Source organism: Halorubrum sp. CBA1125 (assembly GCF_009742825.1).
GTDB lineage: Archaea > Halobacteriota > Halobacteria > Halobacteriales > Haloferacaceae > Halorubrum.
The window spans coordinates 1-12,967 of the sequence record NZ_WPCE01000074.1; the positions used below are offsets into that span (position 1 = coordinate 1).

Genomic DNA, 12,967 nt, shown 5'->3' on the forward strand with positions numbered 1-12,967 from the left:
CGACTCGGAACGAACAGCGAGAAAGACGTGCGCGGCTCGGTGGACGGAACCACAGAGAAGCGCCGAGGCGGAGATTTGAACTCCGGTGTCCGAATGGACAGTAGATTTCGAATCTACCGCCTTGGCCAGGCTAGGCTACCTCGGCTCGTCTCACCGTTGAGCGGTGCCGCTGTTATGCGTTTCGATCGTCGCCGTCGGTGGACGGACCGCCCTCGTCCGGGGATCTCACGCGGGGGTCACGACTCGGCGGTTTCCTCCTCCGCGTCGCGCTCCGCGAGCAGCTCCGTCGCCGTGAGCAGCGCCTCGAGCTCGACGTCGTGCTCGGCGAGCAGCTCCGCGGCGCCCTCCTCGCGGTCGACGACGACGAGCACGCGGTCCACCGTCGCGCCGGCCTCCCGAAGCGCCTCGACCGCGTCGACGGCGGATTGTCCGGTGGTGGCGATGTCCTCCAGCACGACGACCTCCTCGCCGGCGTCGAGCCGTCCCTCGATGCGGTTGCCGGTGCCGTACTCCTTCGCCTGTTTGCGCGCGATGACGTACGGCCGCCCCAGCTCCGTCGCGGTGACGGCCACGAGCGGGACGGCGCCCCAGCGCGACCCCCCGCGAGCTTCGCGTCCGTCCCCGCGAGCCGGTCGGCGAACGCCTCGGCGACGAGCGCGAGCGCGTCCGGGTCGGTCTCGAAGAGGTACTTGTCGACGTAGTAGTCGCTCGTCCCGCCGTGAGAGAGCTCGAACTCGCCGAATCGGACGGCGTCGGCCGCCCGCAGCGCGGCGATCAGCTCGCCGCGTCGGTCGTCGTCGGTCATACCGAACGGGGCGCGCGGGCGACCATAAACGGGTCGAAACGCGTCCGGTAACGGGTCGGAATGCGTCTGGCTCGGAACGCGCCCGACTCGGCGCGGCGGTCGGACCGGGCTCAGAGCGAGACGTCGGTCTCGATATCCTCGGTCGCCTCGCGGAGGCCGTCCTCGCGGGCGCTAGCGGCGTGTGACTCCTCGATCTCCGCGTCGGTGAGGAGCGCGCGGAACTCGTCGCGGAACCGGTCGTTCGTCCGCGTGGACGTCAGGTCGGCGCGGGCGACCGACGCGTGTCTCGCGACCGCGTCGACGTCGGCGTCGAGCTCCTCGGCGCACTCGACGATCGACCGTCCCGCGGCGGTCAGCCGCTTCAGGTCGTCGTACGCGAAGGGCGCGTCGTCGACGACCCGGTCGGACTCGCGGACGAGGTGGAGGTCGAGCCGGGCGTCGCGGACGGTCTCGGCGTCGACCGAGTCGGCGATCGCGGCCGCGATCGCGGCGTCGTCCTCGTCGTCGAACCGGCCGCGAGCGACCCGGGCGTAGGCGGCGTCGTCGAGGTCGGTCGAGAAGCCGTATCGCTCGCGCATCGCGGCGACGAGCTCGCGCAGCCGCTCGTCGACCGCCGCCTCGTCGCGGTCGGCCAGCGAGCCGCGGGCGTCCGCCTGCCGCTCGGTTACGGTCTCCGAGCCGGTGGCGTCGAGGAAGATGTCGCGGAGCGCCGAGGTCTTCTCGTCCATGGGGGACACCGTACGCGCCCGCCGTACAAAACTCCCGCGTCCGGTGCCGGGAGAAAGGGCCGAGGCGCGGTCCGTCACTTCACCCGTCCCCCTTCGCTCCGTCGGGTACCGACCGTCCGAACCGACCTTGAGCGACGTCGTAAACCAACACTCTCAAGTTAGTTTACGAGCGTGTCGGAGACATGGCAACCAGCACGCAGTCGGTCGACCTCGTCGGTGAGGAGGCGGCGACCAACCTCGCGCGCGCGGCGCTCTTCGCCGCGCTCGTCGGCGCGTTCGCGTACGTCACGTTCCCGAACCCGGTCTCGCCGGTCTCGGTGACGCTCCAGGTGCTCGGCGTGTTCCTCGCCGGGATCTACCTCGGGCCGTTCTGGGGAGCCGCGTCGCTCGTGTGCTACCTCGCGGCCGGCGCGCTCGGCGTGCCGGTGTTCCAGGGCGGCTCCGCGGGCGTCGGACACCTCGTCGTCAGTCGGCGGGCTACCTCTGGTCGTACCCGATCGCGGCGGCCGTCGTCGGCGCACCGTCCACGGCGGCGGGACGCTCCGGGACCTCGACGCGGTCGGTCCGGCGCGGCTCGTCGGCGCGATGGTCCTCGGCACGGTCGTCATCTACGGGTTCGGCGTCGCCGGGCTCGCGATCGTGTTGTCGCTCGGCCCCGTGGAGGCGGTGACCGTCGGCGCCGCGGCGTTCCTCCCCGCGGAGGCGCTGAAGATCGCGGCCGCGATCGGGATCGTCAGGTCCGACGCGGTCGCCGCTGCGTGAGGTGGCCGCGTGACCGACCGCGAGGTGGCCGCGTGACCGACCGCGAGGTGGCCGCGTGATCGAGGTCGACGGCGTCACGTGCCGGTACGGGACGCCCCGCGGAGACGGGTCGGGAGACGACGGTGACGCCGTCACCGCCGTCGACGACGTCTCCCTCGCGGTCCCGGACGGCGAGTTCCTCGTCGTCGCGGGCGCGAACGGCTCCGGGAAGACGACGCTCGTCCGGACGTTCGACGGCCTCACGACCCCGGACGCGGGAACGGTGTCGGTCAACGGGACGCCCGTCGAGACTGACCCCGTCGCGGCCCGGACCGCGGTCGGGATGGTGTTCCAGGACCCCCGCGACCAGCTCGTCGCGGCCACCGTCGGCGCCGACGTCGCCTTCGGGCCGGAGAACCTCGGCCTGACGCACGCCGAGATCGATCGCCGCGTCGCCGACGCGCTCGCGGCCGTGAAGATGACCGGCCGCGAGGACGCCCGGATCGACGCGCTCTCCGGCGGGGAGCGCGAGCGCGTCGCGATCGCCGGCGCGCTGGCGATGGAGCCGGACCACCTCGTCCTGGACGAGCCGTTCACCGGACTCGACGAGCCGGCGCGGCGCTCGGTGCTGGACCGGCTCCGAGCGCTCCACCGCGGGGGGGACGAGCGTGATCGTCGTGACCCACGACCTCCGTGACGTGCTCGGGCTCGCGGATCGGGTCGTCGGCCTCGCGGACGGACGCGTCGCGGTCGACGCGCCGCCGGAGCGTGCGGTCCCGGAGCTGTCGACGCTCGGCGTGCGGGTCCCCGACGCGTTCGTGACCGACCGCGACGAGCGGAGCGGCGAGGACGCGGACCCGTGACCCTCGCGTACGTCCCCGACGACTCGCCCGCCCACCGGCTCGACCCGCGGTCGAAGCTCCTCGTGCAGGGCGGCTTCGCGGCCGCCGCGTACGCCCACACGACGCCCCGGGGGCTCGCCGCGCTCACCCTCGTCGCGGGCGGCTGCCTGCGGCTCGCGGGCGGCGGGCCCCGCGACGTGTGGGCCTACCGGGTCGCGTTCCCGGTGCTTCTCGTCGCCCCCTCGTCGCGGGCGCGACGCTCGGCGCGCCGTGGTTCCGACCCGCCCGGGCGGTCGACACCGGCCTCGCGAGCTACCGCGTCCTGTTGATCCTCGTCGTCGCGGCCGCGTACGTCCGGTCGACGCCGGTCCGCGAGTCGCGGGCGGCGCTCCAGCGCGCGGTCCCCGGCAGGGCGGGACAGTTCCTCGGGACGGGCGTCGCGCTCGTGTTCCGCTTTCTCCCCCTGCTGAAACGCGACCTGCTGGCGACCCGGGAGGCGGTCCGCGCGCGCGGCGGCGACGCCCTGCCGGTCCGCGCGCGGATGCGGCTCGTCGCCGTCGGCGGACTGAACCGGGCGTTCGAACGAGCCGACCGGCTGGGAACCGCGCTGAACGCCCGGTGTCTCGCGTGGAACCCGACCCTCCCCCGGCTCGCGTTCGGTCCGGCCGACTACCCGGCCGCGCTGTTCGGCGGCGGGCTGTTGGCGGCCGCCCTGGTGACGCTGTGATATCCACCCGAACGGCCGTCCCGCGGTGGTGAATCCTTTTGTGCGGTCGCGTCGAACGCCGACCCGATGGACGTCAACAGCCATGCCGAGGAACTCGCCTCCGACCTCGGCGTCGACAAAGAGGAGGTCAAAGCCGACCTACAGAACTTACTGGAGTACAGCGTCCCGATCGACGAGGCCAAACAGAGCGTCCGTCGGAAGCACGGCGACGGCGGCGGGTCGACGCCGACCCCGGACGCGGTCGACGTCGCCGAGATCACCACCGACCACGACGGCGTGACGGTCACCGTCAGGGTGCTCACACAGGGGACGCGCACGATCCGGTACCAGGGCGACGACCTCACGATCCGTGAGGGCGAGCTCGCCGACGAGACCGGGACGATCGCCTACACCGCGTGGCAGGACTTCGGCTTCGAGGCGGGCGACTCGCTGACGATCGGCAACGCCGGCGTCCGCGAGTGGGAGGGCGAGCCGGAGCTCAATCTCAACGAGTCGACGACCGTCGCGATCGCCGACGAGCCCGTCGAGGTCGACCACGAGGTGGGCGGCGACCGGAACCTCGTCGACATCGAGGCGGGCGACCGCGGACGCAACGTCGAGGTCCGCGTGCTGGAGGTCGACGAGAAGACCATCTCCGGCCGCGACGGCGAGACGGAGATTCTGGAGGGAGTCGTCGGCGACGAGACGGCGAAGCTCCCGTTCACCGACTGGCAGCCGCGTTCGGAGATCGCGGCCGGCGCCGACCTCCGGATCGAGGACGTGTACGTCCGCGAGTTCCGCGGCGTCCCCTCGATCAACCTCACCGAGTTCTCGACGGTGACGCCGCTCCCCGACCGGGTCGAGGTCGCGGAGGACGCCCCCCGGCTCTCGGTCGCCGAGGCGGTCGCATCCGGCGGGATGTTCGACGTCGAGGTCGTCGGCAACGTCCTCGAGATCCGGGACGGCTCCGGACTCATCGAGCGGTGTCCGGAGTGCGGTCGCGTCGTCCAGAACGGCCAGTGCCGGAGCCACGGCGACGTCGACGCCGAGGACGACCTCCGCGTGAAGGCGATCGTCGACGACGGCACCGACACCGTCACGGTCGTCCTCGACGACGAGCTGACGGCCGAGGTGTACGGCGGCGGCCTGGAGGACGCGCTCGCGGCCGCGAAAGACGCGATGGACAAGTCGGTCGTCGCCGACGCCATCGCCGACTCGCTGGTCGGGCGCGCCTACCGCGTCCGCGGGAACCTCTCGGTCGACGACTACGGGGCGACCCTCGACGCGACCGAGTTCGTGCCCGCGGCCGACGACCCGGCCGACGCGGCTCGCGCCGCGCTCGCGGAGGTGGGCGAATGAGCGACGACGGGCCGGGAACGCGCGAGGTTGCCCACCGCGTGTTCGCCGCCGAGTTCGACGACGCCTCGCTGTCGTACTCCGAGAGCGACGAGGAGCGCGCGCCGAACTACGTGGTGACGCCGACGGGCGCGCGCGTCAACCGGCTGTTCGTCGCGGGCGTGCTCACGGAGATCGAGCGCGTGAACGAGGAGACACGTCGGGGACGCGTCGTCGACCCGTCGGGCGCGTTCGTCACCTACGCGGGGCAGTACCAGCCGGACGCACAGACGTTCCTCGAACGCGCCGAGCCGCCGGCGTTCGTCGCGCTGACGGGGAAGGCGCGAACGTTCGAGCCCGAGGACTCCGATCGCGTGTTCACCTCCGTCCGACCCGAGAGCCTCAACGACGTCGACGCCGACACCCGCGACCGCTGGGTCGTGGCCGCCGCGGAGGCGACGCTCGACCGGCTGGCCGTCTTCGCGCTCGCGCTCGCGTCCGACCGTCGCGGCGAGGAGCTCCGCGCGGCGCTCGAAGTCGGCGGCGCGCCCGCCTCGCTGGCGGCCGGGATCCCGACGGCGATCGAGCACTACGACACCTCGACCGCGTACGTCGAGGCGGTCCGCCGACTCGCCGTCGACGCCCTCGAACTCGTCGCCGGCGACCGCGACGAGGTTCGCGCGCCCGAGTTCGCGCCCGACGGCGGCGGCGACGCCGCGATCGGTCCGCTTCCCGAGACCGACGTGACGATAGCGTCACCGCCGGAGTCGGCCGTCGAAGACGCCGAGGGTGCCGAGAGTGCCGAACGCGACGTGCGTCATGAAGGGGACGAGACGCCGGCCGAGTCGACGGCGGCGAGCGAGCCGGAAGCGACCGCCGAGACGGAAACGGCGAGCGAGCCGGAAGCCACCACCGCCGAGCCGGGGGACGACACCGCCGCAGGGCCGGCCGAGGCCGACGCGAGCGCCGACCGGGCCGACGCGGGAGCCGCACCGGAGACCGAAGCCGAGCCCGAGACCGGGGCCGCCGCCGAAACCGCGGGCTCCGCAGACAGCGGCGGACTCGGCGACTTCGACGCCGGATCGGGCGAGACGGGGGCGGCCGCCGAGTCGGCCGCGGACGCTGGAGATGCGGATATCGACGACGCAGACGGCACCGGCGACGAGACTGCTGTCGATCTCGACGCCGAGGCGACCGACGCCGAGACCGACGACATGTACCAGCTCGACGACGCGGAGCGCGAGGAGATCGAAGCCGAGTACGGCACGGACTTCTCGACCGGCACGGAGGTCGACGAGCCCGGCGAGGCCGACATCGACGTGCCCGACGCCGACGATCTCACAGAGGAGTCGGCCGCCGACCCCGAGGCGACGACGGACGACGCGGTCGCGTCCGAGGGCGACGAGACGGGAGCCGAGGCCGACGACGCGGACGAGGGGGAAGCGGGCGGCGACGGAGAAGCGGCCGCCGACGTCGACCTCGAAGCCGCCGTCGTCGACGCGATGACCGCGCTCGACGACGGCGAGGGGGCCGACCGCGAGGCCGTGGTCGAGGCGGTCGTCGACGAGTACGGCGCGGACGCCGACGCCGTCGAGGACGCGATCCAGGACGCGCTGATGAGCGGGAAGTGTTACGAGCCCGGCGACGGCGTGCTCAAACCCATCTGATGGCGGCGGTCGAGCCGGTCGTCGGAGAACCGGCTGCCGTCGCCGACCTCGGACGCCAGCGCGCGCTGCTCGTGGCCGACGTCCACGCCGGCATCGAGGTCGGCCTCCGCTACGAGCGCGGGGTCGAACTCGACAGCCGTGCGGACGACCGGCGCGAGCGGCTCTGTGACCTCATCGCGGAGACCGACGCCGACCGCCTCGTCGTCCTCGGCGACCTCGCTCACCGGATCGCCGCGCCGGAAGGCGAGGAGCGCGCGGAACTCGAAACGCTGATCGCCGCCGTCACCGACCGGGTTCCGACGACGCTCGTCGAGGGGAACCACGACGCGGGGGTCGCAGAGGCGTTCGCCGCCGACGTCGACGTGATCGGAGCCGGCGGCGGCGTGATCGGGGACGCGGGTCGCGACGGCGTTGACGGCCGATCCGGCGGCGGCCGCGTCGGCGTCCTCCACGGCCACACGTGGCCGGACCCGGAGCTCCTCGACGCCGACGTGGTGTGTATGGGACACGAGCATCCACAGGTGCGGCTGGAGGACGCGGTCGGCGGCTCGCGCGTCGAGCGCGCGTGGCTCCGCGGCGCGCTCGCCCCCGACGCGTTCGTGGCGGGCGCCGGCGACGACCGCGATGGGAGAGTCGATTCCATCGACGCCGTCGACTCGCCCGAACTCGTCGTCTTCCCGGCGTTCAACGAGCGGTCCGGGGGTACGTGGGTCAACGTCGACGGCCAGTCGTTCCTCGCGCCGTTCCTCCCCGACGCGCTCCCCTCGGGGGACGCGTACCTGCTCGACGGGACGCGGCTCGGAGCGTTCCGGCGGGTGTGAGTCTCGAGAGCAACCGGCGTTACTCCTCGACCGGGCGGAACCGGAACCCGTCCCACGCCTGGCTGTCCGGCTCGCGGATCCCCGCGCCGGGCTCCCGGAGTTCGTCGGCGTACACCGGCTCGACGCGGTCGCCGATGGTGACGTCGAACAGATCTCCGCCGCCGTCGGGCTCCGCGACCTGTCCGAGCGCGCGGACCGGCGGCCCGTCGTAGTCGTCGCCCATCTCGAACTCGACGATCGCGAGGGTGTTCGGCTCGCGGACGCCCGGCGGGGTCGCCGTCGACGTCGTCCACGTGACCACCCGCGCCTCGTACTCGCGGAGGTCGACCGTTCCGGTCCGCTCGGCGCCGTTCGGGCCGACCGGATGGGGCGGGTACGAGACGGTCCCGTCCGCGTACTCGGCGGCCTCGAAGGTCGGTTCCCCGCTCGTCGTCTCGCCGCCGTCGGTCCGTCGGTCGGTGTTGCTGTCGGTCCGTCGGTCGGTGTCGTTGTCGGTCCGTCGGTCGTCGGTCTGTCGATCGTTGTGGTCGCTCATTGTGCGCCCTCTAGGATCGCGGTGGTCACGCAGTTGCCGAACCCGCCGACGTTGCAGGCGAGGCCCGTGTCGGCATCGACCTGCCGCGGCCCGGCGTCGCCGGTGACCTGTTCGACTATCTCGTACACCTGCGCCACGCCGCTGGCCCCGAGCGGGTGCCCCTTCGATTTGAGCCCGCCGGAGGTGTTGATCGGCAGGTCGCCGTCGCGGTTGGTGACGCCCTCCTCGACCGCCTTCCACCCCTCGCCCTTCTCGAAGAAGCCGAGGTCCTCGCTCTGGAGGAACTCGAGGATGGTGAACATGTCGTGTAACTCCGCGACGTCGACGTCGTCCGGCCCGATCCCGGCCATCTCGTAGGCGATCTCCGAGGAGTCGACGACGCCGCCCATCGTCGTCGGATCGGCGCGCTCGTGGACGACGTGGGTGTCGGTCGCGCCCCCGATCCCCGAAATGACGGCGTACTCGTCTTCGGGGACGTACTCCGCCGCCACCGACGCCGGGCAGAAGACGAGCGCAGCGGAGCCGTCGGTGATCGGACAGAAGTCGTACAGCCGCAGTGGGTCCGCGACGATCGGCGACTCCAGGACGGTGTCCAGGTCCACTTCCTTTCGGAACTGCGCGTGAGGGTTGTCGACGCCGTTCTTGTGGTTCTTCACCGCCACCTTGCCGAGGCTCTCGCGCGGCGCGTCGTACGTCTCGAGGTAGAGCCGCGCGGTGAGTCCGGCGAAGGAGGGGAGCGTGACGCCGTGTTTGTACTCGACCGGGTGGGTGAGCGACGCGATCACGTCGGTCGCCTCCGCGGTGCTTCGGTGGGTCATCTTCTCGCCGCCGACGAGCATCGTGAGGTCCGACGCGCCCGACGCGACCGACTGCCACGCGGCGTAGACGCCCGCCCCCCCGGACGAGGAGGTCTGGTCGATCCGGGCGGTGTAGGCGGGCGTGGCCGCGAGGTCGTGGGCGAGCGCGTTCGGGACGCCGGTCTGTCCCTCGAACTCGCCGCTGGCCATGTTCGAGACGTACAGGTGGTCGAGGTCGTCGCCGTCCACGCCGGCGTCGTCGAGCGCGGCCGCACCCGCCTCCGCGAGCAGCTCGCACAGCCAGGCGTCGCGCTGCCCGAATCGGGTCATCGAGGCGCCGATGATCGCTACGCGTTCCATACCCCTGGGTCGCCGTGCCGCGCCTAAAACGTACCCTTCCGCGGCCGACGAGCCGTCTTCACTCCGCGCGCCGCCCGCCGTGTCCCGGGTAGTCGCGCTCGAACCGGGCCTCCAGGTCCGCGCGGTCGAACCGAATCACGACCGGCCGTCCGTGCGGGCAGGCGTACGGGTTCTCGCAGTCGTCGAGCCGGCCGAGCAGGTCGACGACCCGACCCTCGGTCAGCGAGGTGTTGCCGGTCACCGAGGGGTAACACGCCAGGTCCGCGAGCAACTCGTCGACGACGTCGGTGACGGGCTCGTCGCCCTCGGTGGCGTCGCCGACGAGCGCCGAGAGGACGTCCCGCAGGAGGTCCGGGTCGAGCGCCGCGTCGAACACCGCGGGGACCGCCTCGACGACGACCTCGCGGTCGCCCGCGCGCTCGGCGCGGAAGCCGATCCCGGCGAGATCGTCGACGAACTCCGCGAACAGCGCCGCCTCGCGAGCGGTCAGATCGACGGACACCGGCTCGGCGAGTGCCTGGGCGTCCGCGCCGTCGGCGAACTCGGCCTGCAGCCGCTCGTAGTTCACCCGCTCGTCGGCGGCGTGCTGGTCGATCAGCACGAGCCCGTCGGGCGCCTCCGCGACGACGTACGTCTCGTGGAGCTGGCCGAGCACACGCAACGGCGGCAGCGAGTCGTACGTGCGCTCCTCGGCCGTCGTCTCGCCGCCCAGCGTGAACTGGTCGGTCGGAGCTCCCGTTTCGGTCGGTTCCGGCGGCTCGTCGGTTGAGGTCGACTGCCAGGTCCGAGGTGACGGGCGGTCGGCGGTGGTGCCCGCGGCGCCGTCCTCGGTGTCGGCCGATTCCGCGGAACCCTCCTGGAGGTCGGCCGGTCCCGGGGCGCTTCGCCCGGAATCGGTCGAGTCTGACGGCCGAGTCGACGCGGACCGATCGCGGTCGAGGTCGTCCGTCGACCCCCCGTCGACACCGTCGCCGCCGAGGTCCTCGACCGTCCAGGCGTCCGCGTCGGTCGGATCGAGTTCGGCGGCGGATCCGGACGACTCAGCGGGCCCGGCTCCGGGCGACGCCGGCACCTCGGAGTCGTCCGATTCGGCGGGCTCGTCCTCCGGCAGTGTCGGTTCTTCCGGCGGTATCTGCTCGTCCGCCTGCGCGCGGGCCTCACGTCTCTCGCGCGCCGCGGTCTCGTGGGCGCTTCCGGCGCCGCCGAGGGCCGTCTCGTCTGGGGACTCCGGACGCACGTCGGCCTCGTCCGGGGCGGACCGGCCGCGCGGTGCAGTCGATCGTATCAGCCCGTGGTCGAGGAGGGCGGACTCGACCGCCTCCTCGACGGCCGCCCGCACGGCGGCCTCCTCTTCGAAGCGGACCTCCAGCTTCCGCGGATGGACGTTCACGTCGACGTCCTCCGGGGGAACCTCGACGAACAGCACCGCGAAGGGGTACCGGTCGGACGCGAGCTGTCCGCCGTACGCGTCGAGGGTCGCCTCGCGGAGGACGCTCGCGGTGACGTACCGGTCGTTGACGTACGTCGAGAGGTACTCGCGCGTCGACCGGGTCGTCTCCGGGTGGGAGACGAGCCCGGAGACCCGGGAGACCGGACGGTCGCCGGCGCCGCCGAGGGCCGTCTCGTCGGGGGACTCGGGACGCACGTCCGCCTCGTCGGGGGTCCACTCGACGTCGACCATCGACTCCGCGACCTCGCGGCCGTAGACGGCGAGCACCGCCGAGCGGAGGTCGCCGTTCCCCTCGGTCGCGAACGTCTCGCGGCCGTCGTGTTCGAGCGAGACCGCGACGTCGGGGTTCGCGAGCGCGTAGCTCGTCACGACCGTGTTCACGTGGTCGAACTCGGTAGCCGTCCGCTTGAGGAACTTCTCGCGGGCGGGGGTGTTATAAAAGAGGTCCGTGACCTCGACGGTCGTTCCCTCGGGGCAGCCCGCGGGACGGACGTCGCCGACGTCGCCGCCCTCGACGGTGATCTCGGCGCCCGCGTCGGCGCCCGGCGGGCGGGAGCGAACGGTGAGCCGCGAGACCGCGCCGACGGTGTACAGCGCCTCGCCGCGGAAGCCGAGCGTCCCGACGCCGCGGTCGAGGTCGTCGATGTCGTCGATCTTCGAGGTGGCGTGCTCCGCGACCGCCGCCTCCAGCTGGTCGGCCGGGATGCCGACCCCGTCGTCGTGCACGCGGACCCCCTCGGTGCCGCCGGCCTCGACCGCGACGGCGACGCGGGTCGCGCCGGCGTCGAGGCTGTTCTCGACCAGCTCCTTCACCACGCTCGCCGGCCGCTCGACGACCTCGCCGGCCGCGATGCGCTGGATGGTCCGCTCGTCCAACCGCTCGATGTTCGGCGGCTCCATGCTCTCCTCACGGTCGGACGAGCACTTGAACCCCTCGTCGCTCCGGCGATCGGGAGACGCCGGGCCCGCGGGTCGGCGGGTCGGCGGCGCTATCGCTCGATACCGTCGGCGATCTACCGGTCGATCCCGCCCGCGCCCTCGACCACCTCGGCGACGTCCGCGGGCGTGACGACCGCGATGTCGCCGGTGATGGTACGTTTCAGCGCGGCGGTCGCGGCGGCCCACTCCAGCGCGTCGCCGACGTCGCCGCCGTCGATCCGCTTCGCGAGGTACCCGGCGACGAACGCGTCGCCGGTGCCGATCGCGTCGAGGGTGTCGGCCGCGAAGACGCCCTGCTCGGTCACCCGGCCGTCGCGCAGCGCGACCGCGCCCTCCGTCCCGCGCGTGACGATCACCGTCCCGAAGTCGAACTCGGCGGCGAGCCCGTGGGCGATCTCGACGGCGTCGCCGTCGCGGTCCAGCACCTCGCGCGCGTTCCGCCGCGGCACGAACAGGGTGTCGACGTGGGCGAACAGCTCCTCGTAGGCCGATCGCGCCGTCTCGGGATCCCAGAGCTTCGCGCGGTAGTTCAGGTCGAACGACCGCGTCGCGCCGGCCTCGCCGGCCGCGCGAAGCAGCGCCGTCGTCGTCGCCGCGGTCCGATCGGAGAGCGCCGGGGTGATCCCGGTCGTGTGGAACCGGTCCGCCGACTCCAGCACGTCGGTGGGAAGCTCGTCGGGCGAGACGGTCGTGATCGCGGAGTCGGCCCGGTCGTAGGTCACGCCGGTCCCGCGGGGCTCCCCGCCGTGTTCGAGGTAGTACGTGCCGAGGCGGCTCGTCTCGGGGTCGGCCCACGCGACGCCGGTGCGGACGCCGTGGCTCCGCAGCTCGCCGACGACCCGCCGACCGAGCGGCGAGTCCGGGAGCTTCGAGAGCCAGACGGTGTCCGCGCCGAGTCGGGCCGCGCCGATCGCGACGTTGCTCTCGGCGCCGCCCGCCTGGACGTCGAACTCTTGGGCCGTCTCCAGCCGGTCGCCGCGGGGCGGCGAGAGCCGGAGCATCGTCTCGCCGAACGTCACGAGGTCGGTCACGCCGACCACCCTTCCGACGCGGTCGCTGCGGTGTGCATACCCGCCTCTCGGCAGGGGAGTACAAAAGGCTCCGCGATCGACGCGTCCGATCACGCCGAGGCGTCGACCGCGTCGTCGACCCGCGTCGTCGGGAACAGCGCGTCGACGTCGGGGTCGAGGTCGACGAGCCGGTAGGCGGTCCCGTCGCGCTCGGCGACCCCCGCGTCGGCG

At 72.9% G+C, this 12,967-nt stretch carries 9 protein-coding genes, 1 tRNA gene and 5 pseudogenes; 7 read left to right on the top strand and 8 right to left on the bottom strand.

Going from position 1 to position 12,967, the window contains the following annotated elements; genetic code table 11:
- Positions 1 to 60 precede the first annotated feature (60 nt).
- Together GJ633_RS08400 and pyrE are read right to left on the bottom strand one after the other, a co-directional pair.
- Positions 61 to 145: transfer RNA gene (locus tag GJ633_RS08400), tRNA-Ser, on the bottom strand.
- Positions 146 to 236: 91 nt separating this feature from the next.
- A pseudogene (pyrE, locus tag GJ633_RS08405) lies at positions 237 to 778 on the bottom strand (orotate phosphoribosyltransferase).
- Here pyrE and GJ633_RS18245 point away from each other — a divergent pair.
- Positions 719 to 856: a hypothetical protein gene (locus tag GJ633_RS18245; RefSeq protein ID WP_321168983.1), complete on the top strand. Its 138-nt coding sequence runs from the start codon at positions 719 to 721 to the stop codon at positions 854 to 856. The pseudogene pyrE and the gene GJ633_RS18245 overlap by 60 nt on opposite strands.
- Before the next feature lie 59 nt (positions 857 to 915).
- On the opposite strand, the gene GJ633_RS08410 is transcribed toward GJ633_RS18245, so the two are convergent.
- Positions 916 to 1,533: a hypothetical protein gene (locus GJ633_RS08410; protein ID WP_156588455.1), complete on the bottom strand. Its 618-nt coding sequence runs from the start codon at positions 1,531 to 1,533 to the stop codon at positions 916 to 918.
- Positions 1,534 to 1,715: 182 nt separating this feature from the next.
- Between GJ633_RS08410 and GJ633_RS08415 the strand changes: the two are divergent.
- The 6 genes and pseudogenes from GJ633_RS08415 (at position 1,716) to GJ633_RS08440 (ending at position 7,645) form a co-directional block, all read left to right on the top strand.
- Positions 1,716 to 2,295, top strand: a pseudogene (locus GJ633_RS08415) (biotin transporter BioY).
- A gap of 55 nt (positions 2,296 to 2,350) precedes the next feature.
- Positions 2,351 to 3,137 (top strand): annotated as a pseudogene (locus GJ633_RS08420) (energy-coupling factor ABC transporter ATP-binding protein).
- A pseudogene (locus GJ633_RS08425) lies at positions 3,134 to 3,843 on the top strand (energy-coupling factor transporter transmembrane component T family protein). Before GJ633_RS08420 ends, GJ633_RS08425 begins: the two co-directional pseudogenes overlap by 4 nt.
- A 66-nt stretch (positions 3,844 to 3,909) precedes the next feature.
- On the top strand, positions 3,910 to 5,181 hold the full coding sequence (locus tag GJ633_RS08430) for a Single-stranded DNA binding protein (RefSeq protein WP_156588456.1): 1,272 nt from the start codon (positions 3,910 to 3,912) through the stop codon (positions 5,179 to 5,181).
- Positions 5,178 to 6,824 carry a hypothetical protein gene (locus tag GJ633_RS08435; protein WP_156588457.1) on the top strand — a complete coding sequence of 549 codons (1,647 nt, stop codon included), beginning with the start codon at positions 5,178 to 5,180 and terminating at the stop codon, positions 6,822 to 6,824. The genes GJ633_RS08430 and GJ633_RS08435 overlap by 4 nt, the downstream gene beginning before the upstream one ends.
- Entirely contained in the window at positions 6,824 to 7,645 is an 822-nt protein-coding gene (locus GJ633_RS08440; protein ID WP_156588458.1) for a metallophosphoesterase, read from the top strand. Before GJ633_RS08435 ends, GJ633_RS08440 begins: the two co-directional genes overlap by 1 nt.
- Before the next feature lie 19 nt (positions 7,646 to 7,664).
- Here GJ633_RS08440 and GJ633_RS08445 read toward each other — a convergent pair whose 3' ends face one another.
- From GJ633_RS08445 to GJ633_RS08465, 5 genes and pseudogenes are all read right to left on the bottom strand, one after another.
- On the bottom strand, positions 7,665 to 8,180 hold the full coding sequence (locus GJ633_RS08445) for a Zn-ribbon domain-containing OB-fold protein (protein WP_156588459.1): 516 nt from the start codon (positions 8,178 to 8,180) through the stop codon (positions 7,665 to 7,667).
- Complete coding sequence (locus tag GJ633_RS08450) at positions 8,177 to 9,337, bottom strand: thiolase family protein (protein WP_156588460.1); 1,161 nt, start codon at positions 9,335 to 9,337, stop codon at positions 8,177 to 8,179. Before GJ633_RS08450 ends, GJ633_RS08445 begins: the two co-directional genes overlap by 4 nt.
- Before the next feature lie 58 nt (positions 9,338 to 9,395).
- Positions 9,396 to 11,687, bottom strand: a complete 2,292-nt coding sequence (gene mutL, locus GJ633_RS08455) for a DNA mismatch repair endonuclease MutL (protein WP_156588461.1) — start codon at positions 11,685 to 11,687, stop codon at positions 9,396 to 9,398.
- Positions 11,688 to 11,800: 113 nt separating this feature from the next.
- Positions 11,801 to 12,766, bottom strand: a complete 966-nt coding sequence (gene kdgK1, locus GJ633_RS08460) for a bifunctional 2-dehydro-3-deoxygluconokinase/2-dehydro-3-deoxygalactonokinase (RefSeq protein ID WP_321168982.1) — start codon at positions 12,764 to 12,766, stop codon at positions 11,801 to 11,803.
- Between the two features lie 80 nt (positions 12,767 to 12,846).
- Positions 12,847 to 12,967, bottom strand: a pseudogene (locus GJ633_RS08465) (MBL fold metallo-hydrolase); the annotation flags it as partial.

Excerpts from the sequence above, each read along its gene's own strand:
- GJ633_RS08410 (WP_156588455.1), bottom strand. The coding sequence starts at position 1,533 with ATGGACGAGAAGACCTCGGCGCTCCGCGACATCTTCCTCGACGCCACC.
- GJ633_RS08430 (WP_156588456.1), top strand. The coding sequence starts at position 3,910 with ATGGACGTCAACAGCCATGCCGAGGAACTCGCCTCCGACCTCGGCGTC.
- GJ633_RS08435 (WP_156588457.1), top strand. The coding sequence starts at position 5,178 with ATGAGCGACGACGGGCCGGGAACGCGCGAGGTTGCCCACCGCGTGTTC.
- GJ633_RS08440 (WP_156588458.1), top strand. The coding sequence starts at position 6,824 with ATGGCGGCGGTCGAGCCGGTCGTCGGAGAACCGGCTGCCGTCGCCGAC.
- GJ633_RS08445 (WP_156588459.1), bottom strand. The coding sequence starts at position 8,180 with ATGAGCGACCACAACGATCGACAGACCGACGACCGACGGACCGACAAC.
- GJ633_RS08450 (WP_156588460.1), bottom strand. The coding sequence starts at position 9,337 with ATGGAACGCGTAGCGATCATCGGCGCCTCGATGACCCGATTCGGGCAG.
- mutL (WP_156588461.1), bottom strand. The coding sequence starts at position 11,687 with ATGGAGCCGCCGAACATCGAGCGGTTGGACGAGCGGACCATCCAGCGC.